At 44.4% G+C, this 24,778-nt stretch carries 32 protein-coding genes, 3 pseudogenes and 1 other annotated feature; of the genes and pseudogenes, 24 read left to right on the top strand and 11 right to left on the bottom strand.

The window, feature by feature from the left end:
* Positions 1–47 precede the first annotated feature (47 nt).
* The 6 genes and pseudogenes from msrA to JCM10519_RS09810 all read left to right on the top strand — a co-directional run bounded on the left by msrA (position 48) and on the right by JCM10519_RS09810 (position 4,304).
* On the top strand, positions 48–587 hold the full coding sequence (gene msrA / locus JCM10519_RS09830; protein WP_054738898.1) for a peptide-methionine (S)-S-oxide reductase MsrA: 540 nt from the start codon (positions 48–50) through the stop codon (positions 585–587).
* Position 588: 1 nt separating this feature from the next.
* The gene (gene msrB, locus JCM10519_RS09825) at positions 589–999 is read left to right on the top strand and encodes a peptide-methionine (R)-S-oxide reductase MsrB (protein WP_054738896.1); all 411 of its coding nucleotides are present in this window, start codon (positions 589–591) and stop codon (positions 997–999) included.
* 46 nt (positions 1,000–1,045) lie between these two features.
* Positions 1,046–1,589 (top strand): annotated as a pseudogene (locus tag JCM10519_RS09820) (carbonic anhydrase).
* 100 nt (positions 1,590–1,689) lie between these two features.
* Positions 1,690–2,160, top strand: coding sequence for a Gfo/Idh/MocA family oxidoreductase (locus tag JCM10519_RS28505; RefSeq protein WP_347843740.1), 471 nt, complete (start codon positions 1,690–1,692; stop codon positions 2,158–2,160).
* A complete protein-coding gene (locus JCM10519_RS28500) occupies positions 2,123–2,680 on the top strand; it encodes a hypothetical protein (protein WP_347843739.1) in 558 nt (185 codons plus the stop codon). Before JCM10519_RS28505 ends, JCM10519_RS28500 begins: the two co-directional genes overlap by 38 nt.
* 81 nt (positions 2,681–2,761) lie before the next feature.
* Positions 2,762–3,016, top strand: a binding site (T-box leader).
* 68 nt (positions 3,017–3,084) lie between these two features.
* A pseudogene (locus JCM10519_RS09810) lies at positions 3,085–4,304 on the top strand (aminotransferase class I/II-fold pyridoxal phosphate-dependent enzyme).
* A gap of 56 nt (positions 4,305–4,360) precedes the next feature.
* Here the strand turns inward: JCM10519_RS09810 and JCM10519_RS09805 are convergent.
* The 3 genes from JCM10519_RS09805 to JCM10519_RS09795 form a co-directional block, all read right to left on the bottom strand.
* Positions 4,361–5,269 carry a hypothetical protein gene (locus JCM10519_RS09805; RefSeq protein WP_347843738.1) on the bottom strand — a complete coding sequence of 303 codons (909 nt, stop codon included), beginning with the start codon at positions 5,267–5,269 and terminating at the stop codon, positions 4,361–4,363.
* 69 nt (positions 5,270–5,338) lie between these two features.
* Positions 5,339–5,869 (bottom strand): hypothetical protein, encoded by a 531-nt coding sequence (locus tag JCM10519_RS09800; RefSeq protein ID WP_054738894.1) that lies wholly within the window; start codon positions 5,867–5,869, stop codon positions 5,339–5,341.
* Between the two features lie 87 nt (positions 5,870–5,956).
* The gene (locus JCM10519_RS09795; protein ID WP_054738893.1) at positions 5,957–6,514 is read right to left on the bottom strand and encodes an MBOAT family O-acyltransferase; all 558 of its coding nucleotides are present in this window, start codon (positions 6,512–6,514) and stop codon (positions 5,957–5,959) included.
* 230 nt (positions 6,515–6,744) lie between these two features.
* Here JCM10519_RS09795 and JCM10519_RS28495 point away from each other — a divergent pair, with 230 nt between their 5' ends.
* Positions 6,745–6,912 carry a hypothetical protein gene (locus JCM10519_RS28495; protein ID WP_347843737.1) on the top strand — a complete coding sequence of 56 codons (168 nt, stop codon included), beginning with the start codon at positions 6,745–6,747 and terminating at the stop codon, positions 6,910–6,912.
* Between the two features lie 38 nt (positions 6,913–6,950).
* Here JCM10519_RS28495 and JCM10519_RS09785 read toward each other — a convergent pair whose 3' ends face one another.
* From JCM10519_RS09785 to JCM10519_RS09750, 8 genes are all read right to left on the bottom strand, one after another.
* On the bottom strand, positions 6,951–7,154 hold the full coding sequence (locus JCM10519_RS09785; protein WP_347843736.1) for an acyl carrier protein: 204 nt from the start codon (positions 7,152–7,154) through the stop codon (positions 6,951–6,953).
* The gene (locus JCM10519_RS09780) at positions 7,139–8,338 is read right to left on the bottom strand and encodes an alanine racemase (protein ID WP_054738890.1); all 1,200 of its coding nucleotides are present in this window, start codon (positions 8,336–8,338) and stop codon (positions 7,139–7,141) included. Before JCM10519_RS09780 ends, JCM10519_RS09785 begins: the two co-directional genes overlap by 16 nt.
* A 12-nt stretch (positions 8,339–8,350) precedes the next feature.
* Positions 8,351–9,853 carry an amino acid adenylation domain-containing protein gene (locus JCM10519_RS09775; RefSeq protein WP_054738888.1) on the bottom strand — a complete coding sequence of 501 codons (1,503 nt, stop codon included), beginning with the start codon at positions 9,851–9,853 and terminating at the stop codon, positions 8,351–8,353.
* Between the two features lie 14 nt (positions 9,854–9,867).
* Complete coding sequence (locus JCM10519_RS09770; protein ID WP_054738885.1) at positions 9,868–10,107, bottom strand: GHKL domain-containing protein; 240 nt, start codon at positions 10,105–10,107, stop codon at positions 9,868–9,870.
* Positions 10,064–10,732, bottom strand: coding sequence for a histidine kinase dimerization/phospho-acceptor domain-containing protein (locus JCM10519_RS09765; RefSeq protein WP_054738883.1), 669 nt, complete (start codon positions 10,730–10,732; stop codon positions 10,064–10,066). Before JCM10519_RS09765 ends, JCM10519_RS09770 begins: the two co-directional genes overlap by 44 nt.
* Positions 10,733–10,753: 21 nt before the next feature.
* A complete protein-coding gene (locus JCM10519_RS09760; protein WP_054738881.1) occupies positions 10,754–11,188 on the bottom strand; it encodes a hypothetical protein in 435 nt (144 codons plus the stop codon).
* On the bottom strand, positions 11,178–11,891 hold the full coding sequence (locus tag JCM10519_RS09755; protein ID WP_054738878.1) for a response regulator: 714 nt from the start codon (positions 11,889–11,891) through the stop codon (positions 11,178–11,180). Before JCM10519_RS09755 ends, JCM10519_RS09760 begins: the two co-directional genes overlap by 11 nt.
* Positions 11,892–12,147: 256 nt before the next feature.
* On the bottom strand, positions 12,148–12,432 hold the full coding sequence (locus JCM10519_RS09750; RefSeq protein WP_347843735.1) for a hypothetical protein: 285 nt from the start codon (positions 12,430–12,432) through the stop codon (positions 12,148–12,150).
* 789 nt (positions 12,433–13,221) lie between these two features.
* On the opposite strand from JCM10519_RS09750, the gene JCM10519_RS28490 reads away from it, so the two are divergent.
* From JCM10519_RS28490 to JCM10519_RS28465, 17 genes and pseudogenes are all read left to right on the top strand, one after another.
* Positions 13,222–13,473: a hypothetical protein gene (locus JCM10519_RS28490; protein WP_347843734.1), complete on the top strand. Its 252-nt coding sequence runs from the start codon at positions 13,222–13,224 to the stop codon at positions 13,471–13,473.
* A gap of 1 nt (position 13,474) precedes the next feature.
* Positions 13,475–15,046 carry a proton-conducting transporter membrane subunit gene (locus JCM10519_RS09745; RefSeq protein ID WP_347843847.1) on the top strand — a complete coding sequence of 524 codons (1,572 nt, stop codon included), beginning with the start codon at positions 13,475–13,477 and terminating at the stop codon, positions 15,044–15,046.
* A gap of 1 nt (position 15,047) precedes the next feature.
* A complete protein-coding gene (locus tag JCM10519_RS09740) occupies positions 15,048–15,791 on the top strand; it encodes a complex I subunit 1 family protein (protein WP_347843733.1) in 744 nt (247 codons plus the stop codon).
* Between the two features lie 167 nt (positions 15,792–15,958).
* Positions 15,959–16,396 (top strand): NADH-quinone oxidoreductase subunit NuoB, encoded by a 438-nt coding sequence (locus JCM10519_RS09735; RefSeq protein ID WP_054738877.1) that lies wholly within the window; start codon positions 15,959–15,961, stop codon positions 16,394–16,396.
* Between the two features lie 11 nt (positions 16,397–16,407).
* Positions 16,408–16,749 (top strand): NADH-quinone oxidoreductase subunit C, encoded by a 342-nt coding sequence (locus tag JCM10519_RS09730; RefSeq protein ID WP_054738875.1) that lies wholly within the window; start codon positions 16,408–16,410, stop codon positions 16,747–16,749.
* Positions 16,750–16,787: 38 nt separating this feature from the next.
* Positions 16,788–17,468: a nickel-dependent hydrogenase large subunit gene (locus tag JCM10519_RS28485; protein WP_347843732.1), complete on the top strand. Its 681-nt coding sequence runs from the start codon at positions 16,788–16,790 to the stop codon at positions 17,466–17,468.
* The gene (locus JCM10519_RS28480; protein WP_347843731.1) at positions 17,435–17,626 is read left to right on the top strand and encodes a hypothetical protein; all 192 of its coding nucleotides are present in this window, start codon (positions 17,435–17,437) and stop codon (positions 17,624–17,626) included. Before JCM10519_RS28485 ends, JCM10519_RS28480 begins: the two co-directional genes overlap by 34 nt.
* Positions 17,601–17,864, top strand: coding sequence for a hypothetical protein (locus JCM10519_RS28475; protein WP_347843730.1), 264 nt, complete (start codon positions 17,601–17,603; stop codon positions 17,862–17,864). The genes JCM10519_RS28480 and JCM10519_RS28475 overlap by 26 nt, the downstream gene beginning before the upstream one ends.
* Before the next feature lie 57 nt (positions 17,865–17,921).
* Positions 17,922–18,287, top strand: coding sequence for a 4Fe-4S binding protein (locus JCM10519_RS09720; RefSeq protein WP_347843729.1), 366 nt, complete (start codon positions 17,922–17,924; stop codon positions 18,285–18,287).
* Positions 18,254–18,592 (top strand): hydrogenase/urease maturation nickel metallochaperone HypA, encoded by a 339-nt coding sequence (locus tag JCM10519_RS09715; RefSeq protein WP_054738873.1) that lies wholly within the window; start codon positions 18,254–18,256, stop codon positions 18,590–18,592. The genes JCM10519_RS09720 and JCM10519_RS09715 overlap by 34 nt, the downstream gene beginning before the upstream one ends.
* Before the next feature lie 14 nt (positions 18,593–18,606).
* On the top strand, positions 18,607–19,272 hold the full coding sequence (gene hypB / locus JCM10519_RS09710) for a hydrogenase nickel incorporation protein HypB (RefSeq protein ID WP_054738871.1): 666 nt from the start codon (positions 18,607–18,609) through the stop codon (positions 19,270–19,272).
* Positions 19,233–21,374 (top strand): carbamoyltransferase HypF, encoded by a 2,142-nt coding sequence (gene hypF, locus JCM10519_RS09705; protein ID WP_347843728.1) that lies wholly within the window; start codon positions 19,233–19,235, stop codon positions 21,372–21,374. The genes hypB and hypF overlap by 40 nt, the downstream gene beginning before the upstream one ends.
* A gap of 186 nt (positions 21,375–21,560) precedes the next feature.
* Complete coding sequence (locus JCM10519_RS09700) at positions 21,561–21,776, top strand: HypC/HybG/HupF family hydrogenase formation chaperone (protein WP_054738869.1); 216 nt, start codon at positions 21,561–21,563, stop codon at positions 21,774–21,776.
* Between the two features lie 3 nt (positions 21,777–21,779).
* Complete coding sequence (gene hypD, locus JCM10519_RS09695) at positions 21,780–22,817, top strand: hydrogenase formation protein HypD (RefSeq protein WP_054738868.1); 1,038 nt, start codon at positions 21,780–21,782, stop codon at positions 22,815–22,817.
* A 45-nt stretch (positions 22,818–22,862) separates the two neighbouring features.
* Positions 22,863–23,841: pseudogene (gene hypE, locus JCM10519_RS09690) on the top strand (hydrogenase expression/formation protein HypE).
* A 111-nt stretch (positions 23,842–23,952) separates the two neighbouring features.
* Positions 23,953–24,228, top strand: a complete 276-nt coding sequence (locus JCM10519_RS28470; RefSeq protein ID WP_347843727.1) for an N-acetylmuramoyl-L-alanine amidase — start codon at positions 23,953–23,955, stop codon at positions 24,226–24,228.
* A complete protein-coding gene (locus tag JCM10519_RS28465) occupies positions 24,189–24,425 on the top strand; it encodes an N-acetylmuramoyl-L-alanine amidase (RefSeq protein WP_347843726.1) in 237 nt (78 codons plus the stop codon). Before JCM10519_RS28470 ends, JCM10519_RS28465 begins: the two co-directional genes overlap by 40 nt.
* Positions 24,426–24,778 lie beyond the last annotated feature (353 nt).

Here is a 24,778-nt window from a genome sequence, read left to right as displayed (position 1 = left end):
GACAGAGTAACTGGCGGTTATTTATATTTTCAAGAGAGGTGATTCCTATGAAGAAAGAAATTTATCTGGCAGGCGGCTGCTTTTGGGGAACAGAAAAGTACCTGGAAAATATTCCGGGCATCCTGTTTACTGAGGTGGGATATGCCAATGGAAATACTGAAAATCCAACTTATAAGGAAGTGTGCAGCCATGATACCGGGCATGCGGAAACCGTGAAGGTGGAATATGACGACAGCGTAATAGGACTGCCCTATCTGCTGCAGCTTTATTATGATGTGATCAATCCAGTAAGCGTGAACCGCCAGGGCGGCGATGTTGGTTCACAGTACCGGACAGGAATCTATTTCACAGATGGCAGAGATGAGCCGGTGATCCGGGATTCCATAAATGAGCTTCAGAGAAATTATAAAGAGAAAATAGCGATTGAAGTTAAGCCGCTTACCTCCTACTACAGGGCTGAGGAATACCACCAGAAATATCTGGATAAAAACCCGGGCGGATACTGCCATATTGGTGCGGATAAATTTGAAAAGGCAAAGAAGGCAGAGGATAAAAGCAAAAAAATACGAAATAAAAACCAAGGGTGAATTGAGAGAAAGCCTGACTGACCTGCAGTTTGAAGTCACGCAGAACAGCGCTACAGAGTCTCCCTTTAAAAATGAATACTTTGATAAATTCGAAGATGGAATTTATGTGGATATTACAACAGGGGAACCGCTTTTTATGTCAACCGATAAGTTTGAATCAGGCTGCGGCTGGCCAAGCTTTTCCAAGCCAATTGATTCAGAGTCCATAAAGGACATTGAGGACCGGAGATATGGAATGCTCCGTACAGAGGTGAGAAGCAAGCTGGGAGATGCCCATTTGGGCCATGTATTTGAAGATGGTCCCATAGACCGGGGAGGACTGCGCTATTGCATTAACAGCGCTTCTTTAAGATTCATTCCCAAAGAAAATATGGAGAAAGAAGGATACGGAGAATATCTGAAGCTGTTTTAATGCCAGGACGGAATAAATAATACGGAAGAAGAGTGAAGGATAAAAGATGATTAATGAAATACTGCAATATAATAAAGAATTTGTTGAAAACAAAGGCTATGAAAAATATATTACCGACAAATTCCCCCATAAAAAGATCGCGATCGTATCCTGTATGGACACAAGATTAACGGAATTATTGCCCTTAGCCCTGGGGATTAAAAACGGGGATGCAAAAATCATTAAAAATGCCGGGGGAATTATTTCCCACCCATTTGGAAGTGCCATGAGAAGCCTGCTGATTGGAATTTATGAACTGGATGTCAAGGAAATCCTTGTAATCGGACATACTGATTGCGGAGCCAGACATACGGACAGCAAGAAAATCATAGAAAAAAATGAAACATCGGGGAATCGTACAAAAGGATATTGACATGGTAAAATACTATGGCATTGATTTTGATTCATGGCTGGGAGGATTTAAAGATTTGGATTTATCCATCAAAAAGTCCGTAGAGCTGATACGCAGCCATCCCTTTGTCCCGGAGGAGATCATGGTATACGGATTGGTAATAGATTCTGTAACAGGAGAATTAAGAAGGGTCATTTAAGCCGCCTCTGGCTGTTCCCATATGTGTCCGGCGGGCATTGGACAGGGCAAGGCAAAAGGGGATGAAAGAAACTTTAGATTGTACTTGAGAGGTGTTAAGCATGAAATTAGGTATCGTTGGATCAGGAATGATTGTGAAGGAGTTTCTGCCAATCGTTCATTATTTAGCTAAGGTGGAGCTGACGGCCATTTGCTGTACGAAAAGAAGTGAGGATGTGGGAAGGGAGCTTGGAGAAAAATATGATATAAAGCATATTTTTACGGATTATCAGGACTTCCTAAACAGCGGTGTGGATACGGTTTATGTGGCTCTGCCCAATCATTTGCACTTCCAGTATACGAAAGAGGCACTGGAGGCAGGTAAGCATGTGATTGTTGAAAAACCCTTTACATCAACCTTTGAGGAGGCCCTGATATTAAGCGGGCTGGCAAGAGAGAAGAGGCTGTTTTTATTTGAAGCGGTCACAACTCTTTTTCTGCCAAATTATAAAAAAAGTAAAAGAACTGCTGCCGTCCCTGGGAAATATAAAAATCGTGCAGTTAAACTATTCCCAGTATTCCAGAAGATATGACAGCTTTAAAGAAGGCCTTATTTTGCCTGCCTTTGATCCCGCGCGTTCCGGCGGCGCGCTCATGGATATTAATATTTATAACATCCATTACGCTGCAGGATTATTCGGCAGGCCGCTTAAGGTGGAATATTTCCCAAATGTGGAGAGAGGGATCGATACTTCCGGGATACTGATATTGGACTACGGCACATTTAAATGCACCTGCGTCGGCGCCAAGGACTGCAAGGCTCCTGTTGCAAATTATATCCAGGGGGAGAAAGGGGTCATCCATCAGGATACGCCTGCCAGCATCTGCAGAAGCTTTGAAATCATCATGAATGATGATACAAAATCCTTTGTAAATGAAGACAGCTTTGACCACCGCATGATAAATGAATTCATGGAATTTCAGGATATGATCAGCGGCAATGATCTGGAAAAATGCTATCAGCTTCTGGACCACACCCTGCTTGTAAGCGAGATCCAGACAACTGCAAGACGCAGGGGAGGAATCCGGTTTCCTGCAGATGGGGAAATTTGAGACAGGGTCAGTCTATGGTGATGCTAAAATATTTTAGTAATTGACAATTCCTTCTGCCTGTGTTATTATTGCGGAAATAGTGAAAAGGCAATGAAGAGAAATAGTACATATACAATGAATTTCAGAGAGAAGATGGTTGGTGCGAATCTTTATTTTAGTATATCGAAGCAGTCTCGGAGCTTTGGACCGAATAACGATGTTCCCTGATTCCAGGAAGATGGTTTAGTAGGCTTCAACGTATTCCCACGTTACAGGGACACGATATGATGGTATCGTAGAGAGTGCAGAGATTTCTCTGAATTTAGGTGGTAACACGGATTGTATATTCGCCTAAACGTTTTGACGTTTAGGGCGTTTTTTTATTACCTTCATCTATTAAATTACTTAGAAAGAGGAGAGCAGTGATGAGGAATTTTGAAAAATCCAGTAAGTTAGATCATGTGTGTTATGATATCAGAGGTCCGGTCATGGATGAAGCGAACCGGATGATTGACCAGGGAATTGATATATTAAAGTTAAATATCGGGAATCCGGCCCCCTTTGGTTTTCGTGCGCCGGAGGAGCTGCTTAAACGAATGAACGAAAATTTGTCCCATACAGAAGGGTACTCGGATTCCAAGGGGCTTCTTTCTGCCAGAAGGGCAATCGTCAAATACTGTAAGAAAAAAAAGGGATTGACCAGGTCACTGTGGATGATGTATACACGGGAAACGGCGTAAGCGAGCTGATCACCTTAAGCATGCAGGGGCTGTTAAACTGCGGGGATGAGATTTTGGTCCCTTCTCCCGACTATCCGTTATGGACTGCATCCGTAACTCTTTCAGGCGGAACTGCCATCCATTATACGTGCGATGAAAAGGCAGACTGGTACCCGGATATCAACGATATAAAAAACAAAATCACAAGCAGGACCAAGGGCATCGTCATCATTAACCCCAACAATCCTACGGGTACTCTGTATCCAAAGGAAATCCTGGAGGAGATCGTGGAAATAAGCCGGAAACATGGGCTGATCATTTTTGCAGATGAAATTTATGACAGGCTTGTCTTTGACGGTTTAGAGCATGTATCCATTGCCTCCCTGGCACCGGACCTTTTGACCATTACGTTCAATGGCCTTTCTAAATCCCATTTGATCGCAGGATACCGCTGCGGCTGGATGAGCCTTTGCGGCGATAAATCCTTTGCAAAAGGCTATGTGGAAGGGATAAACCTGTTATCCTCCATGCGGCTTTGCTCCAATGTCCCGGCCCAGTCCGTGATCGAGGATGCGCTGGAGATGGAAGAAGAAACTGAAAAACTGATGGTACCGGGCGGGAGAATATACGAACAGAGAGAATACACGTATCAGGCGCTAAATGAGATTCCGGGAATTTCGGTGGTAAAGCCCAAAGCAGCCTTTTACATGTTCCCGAAGATCGATACCGGTAAATTTAACATTTATGATGATGAAAGGTTTGTATTAGACTTTTTAAAGGATAAGAAGATCCTGCTGACTCATGGAGGCGGGTTCCACTGGGAAAAACCGGATCATTTCCGGGTCGTTTACCTCCCGGAATTAAAACAGCTGAAAATGGCATGCAACAAGCTGGCGGATTTCATGTCCTGCTACATACAGAAATAGTGACAAAAGAGCATTGGAAACAGCCTGTTTTCCGGCTGCCCAATGCTCTTTAAGAGTTAATTCTGTTCCGTAAGCTTAAGATAATTGTTCAGCTCTTTGTTCCAGCCTGCAAACCGTTCTTCTTTCCGGTGATCAGTCAGGTCCGTGTGGTCTGACAAGAATTTACCCATATAGTCCGACACTTTTTTTGCTCCAAAGTAGTTTAGGTGATCCCCGTCATCACGGGAGTCTTTTGCCCAGTCAATGCCCAGGGTATCGATATCTAAATTTAAGTCAATGTAAGTCAGCTGTTTTTCGTTTGCAAAGTCTGCGGCTGCATTGTGCTTGGCGTAGGACCAGCACTTTGGCGACGGTGCGCTGTAGAGGATCAGTTGGATATCTTTATCCCTGCACAGGTTTACGATTTTATTTAAGTATAACAAAGGCTGTTCGTCGATCACATAAACATCCTCTGTTTCCGTAACATATGGCCCGCTTTTGTAAGGATTTACGATTGCACTGTATTGATATCCCTTATAAACAGTGGCAGAATCCAGCTTTACCTTATGGCCTATGGTTTTCAGCATGTAAAAGTGAAAATATTTCCAGTTGTCATGGTATTTATAAATGGGAAATATTTTTTTCACGGTTTCTTCAATGGAAGTTTCAAGGGTGTTGATATATTTAAAATCCCGGTAAAATGCATTGGTTTCCAGGAAAACAACTTTTGGCTGCTGGTTTTTAAGCAGCCGTTCCAGCAAGTAGTAAGTATCCTGTAATTGCTGGCTTGGAACACCGCAGTTATATCCGGAATAGCCGTAAGCATTCCAGACCTCCATGGGAGAAATGCTGGCGCTGCATTCACTGTCTCCGACCGCCACATAATCTATGGTGTCTTTTGGCTCCTTTAGAATGCCGTTTGCCTTTTTATAAAGGCTATCTCCCATGTTATTGTAGGGGAGGAGCAGGTAGGAGGTAATGTACAATAAAATAAAAAAGTCCGGTTAAAAATAAAATTGATTTGATTCTGTTTTTGCTTTTCATTTCATCACCCCTTAAAATCCGGCATAAATAAGTTTTGCAGGTAAGTATCCGTCGCCGTAAGCTCCCAAAACAATGATAAGAAGGATAGCAGCGTAAAGAAAGCTCCAGCGGGCAAACATATTCCAGCCGGAAATCCTGTCACGGATGGAGATCCCCTGTTCATGGATCAATCCCACTGTGTATACCGCAATAAAACCTAAAAATACGGCAATAAAATCAGGAAGGGACAGTCCAAGCTTAAGCAAGGAGCCGTCTGTGACCGCTGACCAGTGAAAGCCGGCGAAAATGGACCGAAACATATTCATTCCGGCTGTCAGGCCATTTGCACGGAAGAAAAGTTCTCCCGTAAACACGATTACAAGCAGCTTTACTGTTTGAAAGCTTCTGTACAAGGCAGAGTTCCGGTTGATCCTTAAAGCATTAGTCAACCTTTGAATGGCCGGTTCCAGCAGATTCCCCAATAGAATGAGAACAAAATAATACATTCCGAAGAAAATATAATTCCACCCGGTTCCGTGCCACAGCCCGTTTAAGATCCACACGCCAAACAGGGCGGCAGAAGAGGAAATGATCTGCCTAAATGCTTTCCGAATTTAGCCCGGGATTTCTTTCCCAGGTTCTTGACGAACTTAGTTAAGGATATGGGATAAAAAATATAATCCTTTAACCAGGCACCAAGGGTGATATGCCAGCGTCTCCAGAATTCCGATGCAGTTTTGGAGAAAAAAAGGCTGGCGGAAATTTTCGGGTATGGTGATCCCAAACATTTCTCCGGTACCGATGGTCATGTCAATACAGCCTGAAAAATCCGCATATAGCTGAAAGGTATATAAAATGGCTCCGGCAATGGCGATGATCCCGCCGTAATGATTGGGAGTATCAAAGATCGTTTCCACAAGCAGATTAAGACGGTCTGCAATTACCAGTTTTTTAAATAATCCCCACATCAGCCGCTGAAGGCCGTAGGTAACGTTCTTGTATTCCAATGGCTTCCCCTGGCAGAGGACTTTGGCAGTCTGAGAATAGCGGCAGACCGGGCCTTCCAAAAGGGTTGGAAAAAAGGAGAGGTACAAGGCCAGTCTGCCTAAATTGTCATCAGCCTCTATTTTTTCATAATAAACATCGATCAGATACGAAACCGCCTGCAGGGTGTAAAAAGAAATCCCAATGGGCAGGGCGAATTTCATGGAAGGCAGAAGCCTTGGAAAGGATATTGCTTTTAATACCAGGTTGAGGTTTTCAAAAAAAGAAACCAGAGTATTTTAAAATCAATAAAATGCTAAGCTGCAATCCGATTCCAAGCCATAAGACCCTGCGGCGTTTGGCCTCATAGGCAGCTTTTTTTGCCTTTTTATCTTCCGGGGCGTAAGCTGCGGACATATAGTCTTTTTTTGCAGGAAGCAAGCCATAGGCCCATGTGGTGAATGGAAAGGGTAGAAAAAAGCAGATATGCCAGCAGTTTTCCGCTAAAGGAAAGGAAGAAAACATAACTGGCAATCAGCAGTACTTTATAACGGAAGCTTTGGGGCGCAAGCTGGTAGGCCAGCAATACAACCGGCAAAAAGATGAAGAGGTACAGGAGTGAATTGTAAGCCATCCTTTATTCCTCTTTTAATCGATGGATCATATCCACATTGCCTTTGCAGAGTTAAAATTAGCGGGTACCATATCTATGGGAGTGATCTCGATGCAAAATGCATCTTCAAGCTCCGGGATGAGGGAGAGAATGGAAAATGAGTCTAAAAGCCCACCGTCAATGAGCCTTGTTTCTGTTTCGTAGTCAATACTTGGGTTGATGTCATTTAAGATTTCTAATAATTGTTCCATAATTTCGTCTCCTTAGGTTTAAAATAATTTAAAACATCCGTTTGAACGTATGGTCTTGCAACACGGAAATTTTCTTTTGCAGAATAGAGAAGGATCTGAGGCAAATCCCGGCTTAAAAATAAGGACATGCCTTCTGTTACCGAATAAGCGCCGGTCTTTTGGAAAATGAGCTGGTCTCCTGTGTGAAGGTTTTGAAAGGAGCATTGCTTTACAAGCACATCATTTACCGTGCAAAGAGAGCCGCAGACCGTCCATTCCCTTCTTTCTCCTTCCCGTTGATTAAAATGAAGGATGGATGGCTTTTTCATGGCAAGCATTTGCCCATAATAATTTAGCTGGTGGATACCGCCATCAACGATACAGTAAGGCTCTCCTTTGTTTATCTTCATATCTACCACGCTGGTCACGTAAGAACCACAGGGAGCAGTGAGGAATCTGCCCATCTCCAATGCGACCCTGCCGCCGAAGGTAAGCTTTTTGATGACCCCGGCGAGGCCGTTTAACATCTGCTCCTCTTCATTTTTCTCTTCTTCAAAGTAGCAGATGGGAAGTCCGGGCCCATACTCCAGTCTTTTGACGGTAAAGCCGTGATCCTGGTTTAATTCCCGGCAAAAGTGGTCCAGCATTTGAAGCTCGTTTTCCAGTTTCGTTATGGATTTCTTTTGTGTACCGGAAAAGTACTGGATCCCCTCAATTGTTATAAATTCATGGGTGCCGCCTGCAATGATTTGCCGGATCAGGCTTTCATCCATGCCGAACTGGTTTCCAGAGGTCAGGCGGAGGAGGACCCGTATGGGGATACGAAGGTTTTCTGAATAAGCAGTAAGAATCTGCCAGTGGGAGAGAGATTCAGCAGTATAAATGATCTTATCTCCATAGTGTTTTAAGGCATATTCCACGTCCTCAGGCCTCTTATGTACGCCAGACATAACGACTTTCCCCATGTTAATACCGGCTCTTTCGCAGATGGCGAATTCACCGGGAGAGCAGACCTCAAAGGAATCCACCATTTCTTCTAAATCCTTGATGACAAATGGATTGGCCTTCATGGCATAGCATAATTCTACGTCCTCTCCAAGAACATCTCTGATTTTTCTCACCTGCATGGCCAGGATATCTGTATCAAAAATGTAGAAGGGAGTTTTATATTCATGAATGGCGTGTTCAAACTTTTTCTCGTTCATGGCCGTTTTCCTTTACATAGTTCCAATAATTTTTTTTCTGTCCATTTTTCCGTTTGCAGTAACCGGTAATTCCGGAAGGGAATAAAATGCAGATGGAATCATATAAATTGGCAGGGATTCCCTCAGCCCCACTGAAATTTCCCTTCCTTCCATATCGCCCACGTAAAATGCAATGACCCTGTTTTTTTCTTCATCAAAGACGCAGCAGGCCCGCTGAATAAGAGGATAGCTGTTTATGACGGTTTCGATTTCTTCCAATTCAATGCGGTGTCCCATATGCTTGATCTGGAAGTCCTTACGCCCGGCAAAGCAAAGCTCCCCGTTTTCATGATAGAAAGCCAGATCCCCTGTCCGGTAAATCGTTTCCAGGCAATGCGTGTTAAGGGGATTCTGGACAAATGCCCGTTTGGTCTGTTCCGGATTGTTATAATACCCCAACGCCAGAGCTGTTCCAGATACGCAAAGCTCTCCAATCCGGTCTTTTTCTGTGACCAGTTTGTCATCCTGATCCAGAAGGAAGACCTTTTCATTGGGAAATGCCTTTCCTATGGGAAGGGTTTCATGAGCTTCAAATATCCGGTCCACAGGGTAGTAGGTACAGTTGCATGTGATTTCCGTAGGTCCGTACAGGTTTACATAACGTGAATCAGGAAGGTATTTCTGCCAGATCGTTAAATGCTTCACAGGCATTGCCTCGCCGCTGAATAAGACCTTATTGATTCTGGAGGGAACCTTATAGGTGAAGCCCTTTAATTGGGTGATCAGGCACAGAGCGGAAACCGCCCAGATCAGGGTTGTTACCTGGCGTTCCCACAGGAAGTCAAGAAGCTCCGTGGGAATGGAGAATAATTTCTTTGGGATGATGACCATGGTGGCTCCCACTTTAAGAGTGGAATAAATATCCTTAACAGACACATCAAAGTCAAAGGGGGCCTGGTTTCCGATAATATCCTCCCCGGTTATGCCAAACATGGAAGGAAAATATTCCATAAAATCAATGACTGACCGGTGGCTGACCAATACGCCCTTTGGAACGCCGGTGGAACCGGAAGTAAAGTTGCAGTACAGCGGATCTATATCCAGGGACAGGCTGCGGATCAGCTTCAAGTTTTCTTCTTTTATTTCGCTTTTTACAATCTCATGGTAATCAAACAGATTGCTGGAAAAATCCACGCCTTCCGGCAGGACCCCGTTATTCCTCATGGTAATGATGGAACCTGTATTCAGCACATGAAGAATTTGCCGGATTCGGGGAGCCGGCTGTGCCGGACTGATCAGGACATAGAAACACCCGGCATATACAATTCCCATGAAAGCGGTCAATGCTTCTACGCTTTTATCCATAAAAACCACAACAGGGCTTCCCGGCGATTCAAAACCGGAAAGAAAGCTGCCGATCCGTTTGGCGTTTAATAACAGTTCCTTATAGGAGCAGCTTTTTTCCAGGTCTTGTGCAGCAATCTTTTCCGGATAGATGTTTGCTGAGTGTTCAAGATACTCCAGTACGTTTCTCATAGGTTTTACTCCTCTCAGACTGGTTCCATTGGAAACGATATACGGACTTTGAAATTTGTCCGGTTTTTTTGTATCTCAAAGGTACCGTTCATTTGTTCTGCTATTTTCTGGCAGGTTTTCAGTCCAATGTTGGTGCTTTCCAAAAACACGCTGTCCTTGCGGATCTCATTGGAAATGGTGATGATCAGGTCATTGCCGTCTATATAGCTTTTAACAATGACCGGCCCATCCCCGCCGGCATATTTTTTTGACATTGGAAAACAGGTTATCAAACAACCGCCTTAAATATTGGATATCAGCAGTTATGCTGCAGGGCTGTTCTGCAAATTCAGTTTTTACATCAAATCCAAGATTGCCAAGGTCAAACACGTGCTCCATAAATAGCTGCTGGAGCAGGATCTTTGCATCAAATGTCTCCATCTGCATGAAGATCCGTTCCTTGCCGAAGACAAGAAAATACTGGAACAGCCGGTCGGATAAGTCTTTTAACTGAATGGATTTTTCCCTGCAGCTTTTTATGTATTTATCAAGCTGTTCTTCCGAATGGTAGCTTTTTGAGTCCAGTATTTCCAGGTAGCCGATCAGGGATGTAAGAGGCGTTCGTATGTCATGGGATATGGAAGTGATCAGTTCACTGTTTGCCTCCCAGGCTTCCTTTTCGCTTTTATATCTTGTAATAATGGAATTTCTCATGTTATCCGCGTTTCTTGCCAGAAGGGAAATCTCATCATTTCCTTTATAATAAATCGGCTGCTCCAAATCCCCTTTTTCAATCAGGGATACTTCTTTTGACAGAAGCATGATTCTTGCGATGATCCGGTGGTTATAGATGATCAGGATTACAAACAGAAACAGGAAAAAAAACTCCCCATGAAACATAGAATACCAGGTTATACCATTTTATTTCCGAAGAATCGATGATGGATACAGAATAAATGCCGTCGCTGAATCTGATATCCCGCGTGGCCTCCCTGATGTTTTCCTCAATGGAACCGGTGGCTCATAGGACGTGTAGGCATCATTCCAGAAGCCGGATTCGTAGATGATCTCATCGCCGTTAAAAATGGTCACGTAAACGTATTTATGGTTCTTCACCCATTTGGAAATGGACCTTACGTTTTTCACGGATACATGGTATTTATTAATGTAATTTTCAAAAGAGTTTTGATAATTGGTCAGCCGTTTCCAGGCGGCATCTTCATTCATATGGTTCCTGGACACCAGATAATCGCCAAAGGCCAGGGCGGCAAAGTACATCCCAAAGCTGATGACCGCTCCGAAGATCAATACAAATATTTGTTTATACCGCAAAGATGAGATCCATTTATGCTTCATCGATCTGATAGCCCTTTCCCCAAACGGTTCGTATGATGGCAGGATTATTAAAATCCAGTTCCAGTTTTTTCCTGAGCTTTAAAATGTGTACCATGACCGTATTGGTGGAAGAAGGGAGGAACTTATCGTTCCATACGCCCTCGTAGATCGCCTGTGCGTCTTTGGCTTTTCCCCTGTTCCGGACCAGATACATCAAAACCTGGAATTCTGTGTCCGTAAGCTCAATTTTTTGATTTTCCCGGTAAACAAAATGGCCTGCTGTGTCGATCAGGATATCCTGCAGGCGGATTTCAGAAATGCCGGAGAGGGGGGCTCCTTTCCCTTTATAGACAACATATCTTCTTAAAAGAGACCGGACCTTCATGAGCAGCTCCGCCTGTGAAAATGGTTTTACAAGATAATCGTCGCCCCCGTTTTCATAAGCCAGCCTTTTATCGCTTTCCTTTGATTTTGCGGTCAAAAACAACACGGGAGCAGAAGATATCCGGCGGATCTGGGTACAGGCATCGATTCCTGATAAGCCGGGCATCATGATGTCTAAAATAATAAGATCAATATCAGGATTGCCTGTGACGGCTGCGACCGCATCATTTCCATTTGCTGCTGGCCATACGGAATAGCCATTGTTTTCCAAATGAATGCGAAGGACCTCCCGGATGTCTGCATCGTCATCCACTACCAGTATCTGCTGTGATATATTCATGGAACTGCAGCCTCCTTTTCTATTATTTTAATATGAAGAATTATATCATTTATGGATAGAATAACAATGAAATTCAGGGGAATTAAGAATTATTAAGAAATGGTCCGAGAATTAAAAAAGACCGGTCAGGAAGAGCCGGTCTTTGTACTTTTTTTAGGAGAATAAGCCATGCCCATATAGGCATCACCGGAACGCAGTTCATCAAGCCTCGTAAGCCTCAGTTAAATTTTCTTTCTGAAGCTCTGCCATTACATCATCAGGCATGGGATGGCGGGGCCGCAATGTTTTTTCCTTTGTTTTTCCCGCTTTTTTTCTCTTCTAATAGAGCTGCCTGTTCGGCTGTCCGAAATCGGACCATTCTTTCTATGAGTAAAAGGGGAAGGGGCTTGTCATAGGGAAACTGAACCGTGCCCTTTGAGTAACGGTATTCCTTCAGATCTTCTTGAAAGGCAATAATGGCGGACGGTGCCGGATGAAACCCAATATGCTTTTTCTCTGCGGAGAAATGTACCAGATTTCCGTGATAGAAAAATGTGGCCATTCCCCAGCTTATTTTTTTCCGTTGCCTCCGGTGCGGCATCTTTTATGGTCTGGTACAGCTTTCCCAGAATGGGCTGTATTTCCGGGCGTTGGCCAGCGATGTATTCATCAATGGTGGCTGGGAGTTTCTGTTCCATATCCTGCCTCCTTCTGTCGTTTATTTTATTTTACCACAAAAATTTCGTTTTAAAATAAAAAAATAAAATTCTTGCTCCTCTTTTTTACCGAATCAAGGAAGATCCCCCATTTCTTATTAGCTATTGGTTTAATAAGCGTTTAAATTAGTGACATTACCGGTTTTACGGCTGGCCTTCATTAATTTAACAGTTTCTTCACATCATGATTCCCTGTAAAGAAATGAAAGCCTCGTTAAGATGTTGTGTATCTTTCCTGTAAACTTGTTAAGAAACTGTATATATTTGCAAAATACATGGTATGTTCCTGTGTTTTCCCGTTTCATCCTGTTTTATGGGGAGTTCTCTCTTTTTTTATGAATTGATTTTTTTATGTTCTGCTTTTTGATGTAAAAATTGTGTAAATTGTACACAAAACAAAACATTGACAACCACTTTTAGTGTGATATAATGAGCACGAATTAATCAATGATGCAAAAAAGGTCATTCAATTAGAGAATTTTGACGGTGTTGTTGATTTTTTTGTTCTTGATTATGACAGATATAATAAAACAAAAACAGGGTGATGAATGTATGGGTGCGATTACAGTATTAATTTTATTTCCACTAGCTGCGGCGTTAGGAATCTTTCTGGTTAGAATGATGGAGTAAGGGATATGATTGTCAGGGTAAGTGCCGCAGGTACGGCTGTTTTGACTTTGGCAGTTGTAGGGTTATATTTTAAGAGTGGAATCGCTTTGTCCTTCCGCCTGGAAAAAGCGATTGAAGTAATCATGGCAATTACAGAGACAGCAGTGGCAGTGTATGTGATTTCCCTTGGTATCCGGTATAAAAAGTATGTTGTTTCAGTTTTATCGTTTGTACAGACGGCAGCAATGCTCTGCTTTGAATTTACGGTAAAAAAATAAAATTGAAGTAGAACATGCCATGATTTTCGACAAACTGACAGCGATCATGGTATTGGTTATTGGACTGGTAGGAAGCCTGATTTGTATTTATGCGGTGGGATATATGAAGACTTATCATATCCACCACAAGGAATATAAAGAAAGGAAAAGCTTCTTCTTCGCAGTTCTATTTTTATTCCTTTCTGCCATGTTTGGAATCGTATTGAGCAATGATCTCACATGGATGTATTTTTGCTGGGAGCTGACGACGCTTTGCTCCTTCCTGCTGATCGGCTATACCAGGACAAAGGAAGCCAGAAATAATGCCTTCCGCGCCCTGGTGATCAATCTGGGAGGCGGAGTTGCTTTTGCGGCTGGGATCATTTTCATCGGCATTTATTACAATACCCTGGAATTGTCGGTGGTTACTTCCATGAAGCAGGAAGCAGCTATGATGATCCCCGTATTTTTCCTGTCCCTGGCCGCGCTGACCAAATCGGCCCAGCTGCCGTTTTCCTCCTGGCTTCTTGGAGCGATGGTGGCGCCCACTCCTTCTTCCGCATTGCTGCATTCCGCTACCATGGTTAAAGCCGGTGTGTATTTAATCCTTCGTCTTGCCCCCCTGTTGGGAGCGAATCCTGTGGGAAGAACCGTAACCTTTGTGGGAGGAATAACCTTTCTGGCCTGTTCCCTGATGGCTATTTCACAAAGCGATGCCAAGAAGATTTTAGCCTATTCCACCCTGGCGAACCTTGGCCTCATTGTAATATGCGCCAGCATCGGAACCCAGGAATCCTTATGGGCTGCCATCCTTTTGATCATATTCCATGCAGTGTCCAAATCCCTGCTTTTTATATCAGTTGGTTCCATCGAGCATCAGATCGGGAACCGGGATGTAGAAAATATGGATGTCCTTCTTGGGATTTCAAAAAAACTTGCGCTTTACATGATGATCGGTATTGCAGGCATGTTTCTTGCCCCATTTGGAATGCTGATATCAAAATGGGTCGCTATGAAGGCGTTCATTGATTCCAATAACATTATCATTGTTATTATTCTGGCTTATGGCAGTGCTGCCACATTGTTTTATTGGACAAAGTGGATGGGAAAACTGGTTTCTAGGGCAAATATGAAACAGCAGAGTGAGAGCAAATTTCATCTGGATGAGGAGATTCCCATTACAATACTTGCGGCAATGGTAGTGGTGTCCTGCTTTACCTTTCCGCTGATATCGAAATATGCCCTGATTCCTTATCTGACGGAGGTCTTTGGCAGACAGGCTTTGATCCCCATTGGAGCAAGTGACATCAAGCTGATGCTGTGCATGCTGAGCATGCTCATCCTTCTGCCTATCAGTTTTATTCCGATTTATAAAAATGATAAAAGGAGAAGAGTTCCGGTTTATATGGCAGGAGAAAACACCGGGGATAACGAAACGTTCTATGGAGCCATGGAAGAAAAGCAAAAGATGGAACTGCGCAACTGGTATATGGATGATTATTTTGGACCTAAGAGATTATCCATGTGGAGTGATGTCATAGCTGCTGCAATGTTAGTCGGCGGTGTCATACTGATAATAGGAGGGATGGCTTAATATGAATGCTGCAATCATGATAGGGATCGCTGTGCTTGCTCCTGTTGCGGGCGGCCTGCTGACCGGAATCGACCGTATTATATCCGCCAGGCTTCAGGGAAGGCAGGGGCCGCCCTTGTTTCAGCCATTTTACGATGTATTGAAACTGTGTCATAAGGAATCCATTGAGGTTAATTCCATGCATCGTTTCTTTGTGTACATCTCCCTTGCTTTCGTAGTATTTACCACAGTGATTCTGCTCTCAGGCGGAGATATCCTGTTAGCCATATTTGCCCTGACTCTTGGTTCCGTATTTTTCGTATTAGGCGGCTATGCATCAAACTCTCCTTATAACACCATTGGTTCAGAACGGGAATTGCTGCAGATCATGGCCTATGAGCCGATGGTACTGCTTACCTGCATTGGCTTATATTATGCTGAGAACAGCTTTTTCGTAAAGGATATTGTAATGGCACAAACCCCTTCCATCGTTTACCTTCCGGGAGTGTTTGTGGGACTATTATTTATCCTGACATTTAAGCTTAGAAAATCTCCCTTTGATTTAAGCATGTCCCACCATGGACATCAGGAAATCGTAAAAGGCATTACAACGGAATATTCCGGCAAGGATCTGGCTGTGATTGAGGTAACACACTGGTATGAGGTCATTATTTCTCTGGCATTGGTTTATGTCTTTTTTTGCAACTGCCGCGCCAATGAGCCGTGTTTTTGCGGTCATCGTCTGCCTGTTAGTATACTTACTTGAGATCATGATAGACAATGGGACTGCAAGGCTGAAATGGCAGCAGGCACTTAAATCAGCGTGGATCGTAACCGGCATTATGGGGACTGTAAATCTGATTATCCTGTCATTTTTCAGATGAATTTCTGGCAGGTCATAAAAGCTGCCCAAAGGCGGAACGGAGGATACTTATGAGTGTTGTAAAAAAATCTCCCTGGATTCTGCATTATGACGGTACAAGCTGCAACGGCTGTGACATAGAGGTGCTGGCATGTCTTACGCCCCTTTACGATGTGGAGCGTTTTGGAATAATCAATACAGGCAATCCAAAGCACGCGGATATTTTACTCATTACCGGAAGCGTAAATGAGCAGAATATACCGGTCGTAAAGCAGCTTTATGAACAGATGCCTGATCCAAAGGCAGTGGTGGCAGTTGGGATCTGCGCCACTTCAGGAGGCATTTTTGCAGAATGCTATAACGTGGTCGGCGGAGTGGGGAAGGTGATTCCGGTGGATGTTTACGTGCCGGGCTGTGCGGCCCGCCCGGAGTCGATCATAGATGGTGTTGTGAAAGCACTTGATATTTTGGATGAAAAGAGAAAGAAAACCGGCAGAAAGAAATCATAAGGAGGCAAATTATGGCTGAACAGATTTTAAAGGAGATCTCCGCAAATGATCTGCTGACGGAGACGCTGAAAATAAAAAATGACGGTTACCGGCTTGTTGCCGTTACCTGTACCAATCGTGATGGCATGGAATTGACCTATTCCTTTGATAAGGACCATGAGCTTTTAAACCTGCGGATCATAACAGATACAGAGACAGAACTGCCAAGCATCAGTATTATTTACCCTTATTCCTTCCTGTATGAAAATGAGATAAAGGAGCTGTTCGGAGTAAAGATCACTGGAATAACGCCGGATTTTAATGATACCCTGTATAAAATTCCGGTTAAAACACCGTTTCATAGGAACGATTAAACAAATGATGCCATTTGACATCAGAATGGAGGCTACTTATGGGAAATAGGACAATTGTTCCTTTTGGTCCTCAGCATCCGGTGCTTCCTGAGCCGATCCATCTGGATCTGGTTCTGGAGGATGAAAGGGTTGTTGAGGCGATCCCCAGAATCGGATACATTCACAGAGGACTGGAAAAGCTGGTAGAAAAGAAAGATTATCAGCAGTATGTCTATGTTGCGGAGCGGATCTGCGGCATCTGTTCCTTTATGCATGGCATGGGATACTGTATGTCCATAGAAAGCATTATGGAGGCAGAGATTCCTGAGCGGGCAAAATTCCTGCGGACCATATGGGCCGAGCTGTCCCGTCTGCACAGCCATCTTTTATGGCTGGGCCTTCTGGCAGATGCCTTTGGATTTGAAAGCCTGTTCATGCAGTCCTGGAAATTAAGGGAGCAGGTTCTGGATATTTTTGAAGAGACCACCGGAGGCAGAGTCATATTTTCCGTGTGCGATATCGGCGGCGTGAAAAAGGATATCTCTCCTGAGACTTTAAGGAAGATTCAGGATGTGTTGACCGGTATGGAGATGGATTTAAAGGAGTCTGCCGCTGTATTCTTAAACGATTCCACAGTAAAACTCCGTACAAAAGGCGTTGGCGTGCTGTCAAAGCAGGCGGCTTTTGATCTGGGAGCAGTAGGCCCATGGCAAGGGCCAGCGGGATCGAAATGGATTTAAGGACCCAGGGATATGGGGCTTATGATAAACTGGATTTTAAGCCGGTTACCAATGGGAGAGGGGACTGTTATGCCAGAACCAAAGTCAGGATCGGGGAAATGTTCCAGTCCATTGATATCATCAGGCAGTGCATTGCATCATACCCGATGGAGAGATAAAAATAAAAGTGACGGGAAATCCCAAGGGAGAGCATTTCACCCGTTTGGAGCAGCGAGAGGCGAGGTCCTTTATTATGCAAAAGCAAACGGTACAAAATTCCTGGACAGGGTCAGGGTCCGTACCCCTACTTTTGCCAATATCCCGGCCTTACTGGAGACTTTAAAGAACTGTTCCCTTGCCGATGTGCCGATTCTGATCCTTACCATTGATCCATGCATCAGCTGTACCGAGCGGTGATAAGCTCCGGTCTATAGAAATGCCATTGCTGGGAAGAACAGCGGAATTGAGGATAGTATGTCTATATTAAGGATGTCAAAGACGCTTATAAAGAACCTGTTACATGGTCCCTATACGGTTCCATATCCGGTTAAGCGAAAAGAAACGTATGAACGAACCAGAGGAAGCATCGAAATATCGGTGGAAGAATGTATCTTTTGCGGGATGTGTGAAAGAAAATGTCCCACAGGAGCCATTCAAACAGATAAATCCAAAACCCTGTGGAGTATAGAAAGGCTTAAGTGTATCCAATGCGGTTATTGCAGTGAAGTATGTCCGAAGAAATGTCTGAGGATGGAAAATCAGTATACCCAGCCATCATTCGGAAATGTAAGGGATGAATATGTAAAATGCATGAATACCCAATCACCCGGCGAATCATAGAAATTGCCGGAGAATATGCTGAAAAAAACCAAGCAAAAGAAGTGAAGGCCATTAACCTGGTGGTGGGGGATACCTGCGGTTATGTGGCCAGTTCCATTGAACTTTATTTTGATTTGATCGCGGAGGGAACCCCGTGTGAAAAAGCGAAGCTTCATATGAAACGGGTAGCGCCTGAGCTTCAGTGCAGCGCCTGCGAAAAATTCTTTGTCCGAAAGCCCTTTACCTTTGAATGTCCTTTCTGTAAAGGAGAAGGCCGTCCTACAAGCATTGGGCAGGAGTTCTATATCAAGTCGATTGAAATTTAGATATGGAGGAAACGATGTCTGAGAATAAGGAAATAGAAATCATGCAGTCTGTCTATGACAGGAATGACCAGGCTGCAGCACAGATCAATGCGTCGTTAACAAATAACGGCATTTATGCCATTAATGTGATGGGAGCACCGGGAGCGGGAAAAACCACTTCCTTAATACAGATTATCAAACGTCTTACGGATGTGACCTCTTATGTTATCGAAGGGGACATTGAGGCTGATTTTGATACGAAAGCCCTTCTGTCCCTTGGCGTAAAGGCCATTCAGATCAATACGGGAGGAGCCTGCCATCTGGATTCTCCCTTAATCGGAAATGCAGTGAATGAACTGAAAATCAGCGACGGGATTTTGTTTATTGAGAATATCGGAAATCTGGTATGCCCTGCTGAATTCATGATCGGTGAACATGCGAAGATGTTGATATCAACCGTAACAGAGGGCAGTGATAAGCCATATAAATATCCTCTGGCATTTAAGAAAGCCGATTTGATTTTATTGAATAAATGTGATCTTTTGCCATATATTGATTTTGACGAGGATTTTTTTATGAAGGGAGTCCGGGCTTTGAATCAAAAAGCTCCGGTGATTAAGGTATCCGGAAAGACGGGAGAAGGTTACGAAAAGGTAGCGGAATGGATCGTGGAAAAAGCAAGGTCATTACAAAAAAAATAAAGGTTTACGGCATTGTACAAGGGGTTGGATTCCGGCCCCTTGTTTATCGTGCAGCCAGACAATATGAAATAAAAGGGACTGTCCGAAATATAGGCGGTTACGTTGAGATTGTGGCACAGTCTGAAAGAAAGGTCCTTGACCGTTTTCTCGCTGACCTTAAAGAAAACAAAAGGGGCGGTTATGAAATCATAAAGATGGAAGCCGAAGAACTTCCTTTCATGGAGCTTAAAGATTTTTCCATTGTAAAGAGCGGGTCAAGTGGGGAAATATTAGTGATTTTGCCTGATCTGCCGGTCTGTCCGGAATGCTTGAGAGAGCTTTCCCATGCATCGGACAGAAGATACCGGAATCCCTTTACAAGCTGCATGTCCTGTGGTCCCAGATATACCATTATTGAAGATCTGCCTTATGACAGAAGCCGTACCTCCATGGAGGACTTTTCCATGTGCAGCGCTTGCCGGGAAGAATATACCTCGCCCGAAAGCAGGCGTTTTCACGCCCAGACCATATCGTGCAATGACTGCGGTCCTTACCTGATATACCGGGATCAGGAAGATGGCCCCGGTGAACTGCTGGAAAAAGAAGCGTTTGAAAAGGCGGTAAAGGTGCTGTCACAGGGAGGGATCGTTGCGGTTAAGGGTATCGGGGGCTATCATCTGGTTTGTTCCCCTTTTATGGAAGATACTGTAATCCTGCTTCGTAAATTAAAGGGCAGGGAGGAAAAGCCTTTTGCGGTCATGTTTCCGAAGATTTCGGAGATAAGAAAGCACTGTCTGGTTTCAGAAGAAGAGACAATACTGCTGGAATCAAAAGCAAGGCCAATCGTGCTGCTTTCCATGAAACAGGATTCTATGGCGCCTTCTACGGGGAACGGGAGTATTTATTGCGGCGCTTTTCTGCCTTACACTCCCCTTCAATATATGCTGACTGAAAAGCTTGGGCCTCTTATCATGACAAGCGCCAATATTTCCGGACAACCTATCATTCGGGAGGATGGCCCCATGCTGGCACTCTCATCTCCTTATTTAAACGGGGTGCTATATAATAAAAGAAGGATCGTCCGTTCCGTAGATGATTCGGTTGCCAGGATCATAGAGGGAAAACCCCAGATGATCCGAAGAAGCAGGGGCTATGTCCCTTATCCTGTTTTCCTTTCTACGGAAGAGAGAAGAGGCGAGAAAGGGACAGACTGGACAAACACCGGAATCTTTGGGGCGGGAGGAGATTTAAAGGCCGCCTTCTGTCTCTGCAAAAAGGGAAGCGCAGTGGTATCCCAGTATTTCGGGGATCTGGAAGAAGCTGCTGTTATGGAGGAATTTCAAAGATCCTATGAAGATCTTACCAGGCTGTTTCAAATGGCCCCGGGGCTGGCAGTCTGTGATCTTCATCCAAACTACCATTCCGCGCATTTTGCAGAAGCTTTAGGGCTTCCTGTCCTTAAGGTACAGCACCACCATGCTCATATTGCGTCGGTCCTGGCTGAGCACGATTTAAAGGGGCCTGTGATCGGCGCAGCCTTTGACGGGACCGGTTATGGCACAGACGGGAATATATGGGGCGGAGAATTTCTTGTCTGTGAAGGAAGTGATTTCATACGGGCAGCCCATGTAAGCATGTTTCCCATTCTGGGAGGAGACAATTCCATGAGGGATGCCAGGAAAACGGCGTCCTGCTATTTGCTTTTTGCAGGCCTTGAAGCTTACGTTCAGGATGAAAGAATGGGTGTGATAAAGGCCGCGCTGGAGCATAACGTCAACACGGTCTTAACCTCCAGCATGGGGCGGCTGTTTGATGCGGCGGCATCTGTTTTAAACATCGGGCATGAGAACCATTATGAAGGGGAATGCGCCATATTGCTGGAAAAAGAGGCAGTGCTTGCCAAAAGAAAGGCCGTAAAGCCGGCTGACCTGTGTTTTGGAATAAAGGAAAGGGGAGGGATCCTGGAGTTAGATCCCCGGCCGGTCTTTGAGGCCCTTTGCGGCATGAGAAATAAGGCGGAAACAGGTTCCCTGGCACTTGGCTTTCATCTTGCCCTGGCACAAGCGGTTGCAGCGATCTGTGAAAGGCTGGGGAGCAAATACTTAAGCAATGCCGCGCCTTAAGCGGCGGCGTATTTCAGAATGCCCTGCTGACAGGGCATACAGTCAGGCTTTTAAGGGAAAAAGGATTTAACGTCTATTTGAATCAGGCGGTTCCCCCCAATGATGGAGGCGTAAGCCTGGGCCAGGCTTACCTGGGAAATAAATATTTAAAATCCGGGATTAAGGATTTGGAAAGGACAGGATGCCATGTGTGTTGCAGTACCGGGAAAAATAATTCAGATAAAGGGTGATTATGCAAAGGTCAACATTATGGACAATATCACCGATGCCAATATAAAGCTGGTGGATGCCAAAATCGGAGATTATGTTCTCATACATGCCGGTTGTGTCATTGATGTCTTAAAGGAAGACGTAGCTGAGGAGATTCTCACTATATTTTCCCAGCTTCAGGAGGACCAGTAGCATATGATTGACCAGGTGATCAGTGAACTGAAACATTATGACGGCAGGCCGGTAAAGATCATGGAGGTATGCGGGACCCACACATCCAGCATCTTTAAAAACGGAATCCGCACCATGATCTCTCCTAAGATCCAGTTGATTTCAGGTCCGGGCTGTCCGGTCTGCGTTACCTCTCCCGCCTATATTGATAAGCTGACGGAATATTCCCTAAAGGAGAACCATTGCGTCCTCACCTTTGGAGATATGATGAAGGTCAAAGGAAGCAGAATGACCCTGACAGAGGCAAGAGCGGCCGGAGGAAGGGTAAAGATCCTGTATTCTCCCCTTATGGCAGTGGCGGAAGCAGAGAAAAACAGAGAGATCCAGTATATCTTTGCGGCAGTGGGGTTTGAAACCACGGCTCCTGTTTATGCCCTGCTTCTTGAGGAAATCCGGCAGAAGAAGCTTGAAAATCTGAAATTACTTACTTCCCTAAAGACCATTATGCCGGCTCTTTCCTTTCTCTGTGAAAAAGAGAAGAGTATTGACGGGTTTTTAAGTCCCGGACATGTCAGCGTGATCACCGGAAGCGGAGCATACCGGGGGCTGGCCGCCAGATACCAGAAGCCTTTTGTTATAGCAGGCTTTGAGGGGGAGCATATCCTGGCTGCCATATATGAGATCATGAATCAGCTAAAGAAGCAGCGTTTTGAAGTGAAAAATATGTATGCCAGCGCTGTGACCGAGGAAGGAAACCAGAAGGCGGCCGCTCTTATTAAGGAGTATTTTGAAGCAGGAGATGGCTTTTGGCGGGGAATCGGGACCATAGAAAAATCGGCTTTAAGGCTTAAGAAAGAATTCAGTGCCTACGATGCCGGAAGCGGGGAAGAAGAGGTTGAGGAGGATATGCCAAGTGGCTGCAAGTGTACGGACGTGATACTTGGGCGGATCAATCCAACCGGTTGCCCGCTGTTTAAGACAGTCTGTACCCCGTTTCACGCAATCGGTCCCTGTATGGTGTCCCAGGAAGGATCCTGCGGCATCTGGTATCAGAATTCATGATCCTATTTAACTTTGAAAAAGAGTATGACAAGAGGAGGCGCAGCCATGAAAATCGATATGTCCTACGGCAGCGGAGGAAAGCAGACCGGAAATCTCATTAATGAGGTGTTTTTAAAGCATTTTAATAATAAAACCTTAAATAAACTGGAAGATTCCGCAGTACTGAATATAAAGGGGAAAATTGCCTATACCACGGATTCCTTTGTAGTCACTCCCCTGTTTTTTTAAAGGCGGGAATATTGGAAAGCTTGCCGTATGCGGGACCGTGAACGACCTTTCCATGATGGGGGCTGTCCCTAAGTTTCTGACTGCAGGCTTTATTATAGAAGAAGGCGCGGAGCTTGAGACCATCGAACAGATCGCCGCTTCCATGGCCCTGGCAGCAAAAGAGGCGGCCGTAAGGATTGTAGCCGGTGATACAAAAGTGGTGGAAGGAAACGGCGGAATTTATATTAATACCTCTGGAATCGGAGAAATCCGGAAGGAAGGGATCAGTATCTCAAACTGCAGGCCAAAGGATGCCATCATTCTTTCCGGTAATCTGGGAGAGCATCATGCGGCCATCCTGTCTCACCGGATGGGAATTGAAAATCAGATCGCAAGTGATTGCGCCCCCCTTACCTCCATCGTAAAAAATCTTCTTGATGAAAACATCCGGGTCCATTGCATGAGGGATGTTACCAGGGGAGGGCTTGCTACGGTCCTTAATGAAGCAGCGGATCAGTCCTCCTGCAGGGTGGAGATATGGGAGGAGACTCTTCCGGTCAGCCCCCAGGTCCGGGGGTTTAGCGATATTCTGGGACTTGACCCTCTTTACATGGCAAATGAAGGAAAGATGATAGCGGTGGTTCCGGAAAACCAGGCGCAAAAAGCTTTGCAGGCAGTTCAGAAAAGCAAATACGGGAAAAACGCCAGAATTATCGGAACTGTTCTGGAGGGCAGGGGCGTGACCATGAAAACCAGGCTGCAGGGAAGCAGAACCATTGATGTATTGTATGGGGAGGGATTGCCAAGGATCTGCTAGGGAAAATTCGTGTTTTTGTATGTAAAAATAACCAAAAAGTTGAATAGAAAGTGGCATTTGCAGGATCAGGTCATATATTTATTATAGTTAAGTATGAAAGGAAATGCTGATATGGCTATTAAAATATTTATTGACCAAGGACATAATCCCAGCGGATTTTTTAACAGCGGGGCAGAGGCCAATGGTTTAAGTGAGTCAGAGATCAACTTTCAGGTTGGAATTTATCTGCAAAATCTGTTAAACAGCGACCCAAGGTTTGAGGCACGTGTCTCCAGACCGGAACCTGATACCGTATTAGGAACCAATAATACTACCAGTCTGGCACAAAGAGTTGCCATGGCGAATGAATGGCCGGCGACTATTTTATCAGCATACATTGTAATCTGAATCCGAATCCGGCAATTCGTGGCACGGAGGTATACATTTATCAATTTTACAGCCAGGCACAGTGGCTGGCAGAACAGATCATGGAAGGAATAAACCAGGTAGCAGGAACGATAAACAACGGAATCAGGGAGAACCCATCCCTGTATGTATTAAGGAATGCCAATATGCCGGCCAACCTTGTTGAACTAGCTACTTAAGCAACTTATCGGATGCTGAGAAGCTGCGCGATGACCAGTATGGATTTGCCTATGGCATTTTTTTAGGTATTATGAGATATTTTGGTTTTGCATGATGATTTATAGACAAAAAAACAATGATATGCTCCCTTTGTGGTAAATCGGATGGAGAATCCATCTATTTGCTGCAAGGAGGGCATTTTTATGTGTGGAAATATAGTAAATAAGAGGAAATAGGAAGAATCTATAAAACTGTCTGAAATTATCTGAAAATTAGCATACTGATATGGCATCAGAGGTTGCAAGGCACAGGTTTTGTAGATCTGAACCCAGTGTTTTAGAGTAAATCCGGGAGAAACGTTAAAAAGGGATGG

The organism is Clostridium sp. NkU-1, assembly GCA_001312405.1.
This window is presented reverse-complemented; position numbering and strand designations above follow the sequence as displayed.

Excerpts from the sequence above, each read along its gene's own strand:
- JCM10519_RS09755 (WP_054738878.1), bottom strand. The coding sequence starts at position 11,891 with ATGAATATATCACAGCAGATACTGGTAGTGGATGACGATGCAGACATC.
- hypB (WP_054738871.1), top strand. The coding sequence starts at position 18,607 with ATGTCTGAGAATAAGGAAATAGAAATCATGCAGTCTGTCTATGACAGG.
- hypD (WP_054738868.1), top strand. The coding sequence starts at position 21,780 with ATGATTGACCAGGTGATCAGTGAACTGAAACATTATGACGGCAGGCCG.
- JCM10519_RS28505 (WP_347843740.1), top strand. The coding sequence starts at position 1,690 with ATGAAATTAGGTATCGTTGGATCAGGAATGATTGTGAAGGAGTTTCTG.
- JCM10519_RS09715 (WP_054738873.1), top strand. The coding sequence starts at position 18,254 with ATGCATGAATACCCAATCACCCGGCGAATCATAGAAATTGCCGGAGAA.
- JCM10519_RS28485 (WP_347843732.1), top strand. The coding sequence starts at position 16,788 with ATGGGAAATAGGACAATTGTTCCTTTTGGTCCTCAGCATCCGGTGCTT.
- JCM10519_RS09740 (WP_347843733.1), top strand. The coding sequence starts at position 15,048 with ATGAATGCTGCAATCATGATAGGGATCGCTGTGCTTGCTCCTGTTGCG.
- msrA (WP_054738898.1), top strand. The coding sequence starts at position 48 with ATGAAGAAAGAAATTTATCTGGCAGGCGGCTGCTTTTGGGGAACAGAA.
- JCM10519_RS09750 (WP_347843735.1), bottom strand. The coding sequence starts at position 12,432 with ATGGCCACATTTTTCTATCACGGAAATCTGGTACATTTCTCCGCAGAG.
- JCM10519_RS09765 (WP_054738883.1), bottom strand. The coding sequence starts at position 10,732 with ATGTTTCATGGGGAGTTTTTTTTCCTGTTTCTGTTTGTAATCCTGATC.
- JCM10519_RS09795 (WP_054738893.1), bottom strand. The coding sequence starts at position 6,514 with ATGAAATTCGCCCTGCCCATTGGGATTTCTTTTTACACCCTGCAGGCG.
- JCM10519_RS09730 (WP_054738875.1), top strand. The coding sequence starts at position 16,408 with ATGGCTGAACAGATTTTAAAGGAGATCTCCGCAAATGATCTGCTGACG.
- JCM10519_RS28470 (WP_347843727.1), top strand. The coding sequence starts at position 23,953 with ATGGCTATTAAAATATTTATTGACCAAGGACATAATCCCAGCGGATTT.
- JCM10519_RS09720 (WP_347843729.1), top strand. The coding sequence starts at position 17,922 with ATGTCTATATTAAGGATGTCAAAGACGCTTATAAAGAACCTGTTACAT.
- JCM10519_RS28480 (WP_347843731.1), top strand. The coding sequence starts at position 17,435 with ATGGCAAGGGCCAGCGGGATCGAAATGGATTTAAGGACCCAGGGATAT.
- JCM10519_RS09735 (WP_054738877.1), top strand. The coding sequence starts at position 15,959 with ATGAGTGTTGTAAAAAAATCTCCCTGGATTCTGCATTATGACGGTACA.
- JCM10519_RS09785 (WP_347843736.1), bottom strand. The coding sequence starts at position 7,154 with ATGGAACAATTATTAGAAATCTTAAATGACATCAACCCAAGTATTGAC.
- JCM10519_RS28465 (WP_347843726.1), top strand. The coding sequence starts at position 24,189 with ATGGCCGGCGACTATTTTATCAGCATACATTGTAATCTGAATCCGAAT.
- JCM10519_RS09700 (WP_054738869.1), top strand. The coding sequence starts at position 21,561 with ATGTGTGTTGCAGTACCGGGAAAAATAATTCAGATAAAGGGTGATTAT.
- JCM10519_RS09770 (WP_054738885.1), bottom strand. The coding sequence starts at position 10,107 with ATGTCAAAAAAATATGCCGGCGGGGATGGGCCGGTCATTGTTAAAAGC.
- JCM10519_RS09760 (WP_054738881.1), bottom strand. The coding sequence starts at position 11,188 with ATGAAGCATAAATGGATCTCATCTTTGCGGTATAAACAAATATTTGTA.
- JCM10519_RS28490 (WP_347843734.1), top strand. The coding sequence starts at position 13,222 with ATGATTGTCAGGGTAAGTGCCGCAGGTACGGCTGTTTTGACTTTGGCA.
- JCM10519_RS09775 (WP_054738888.1), bottom strand. The coding sequence starts at position 9,853 with ATGAGAAACGTACTGGAGTATCTTGAACACTCAGCAAACATCTATCCG.
- hypF (WP_347843728.1), top strand. The coding sequence starts at position 19,233 with ATGGATCGTGGAAAAAGCAAGGTCATTACAAAAAAAATAAAGGTTTAC.
- JCM10519_RS09780 (WP_054738890.1), bottom strand. The coding sequence starts at position 8,338 with ATGAACGAGAAAAAGTTTGAACACGCCATTCATGAATATAAAACTCCC.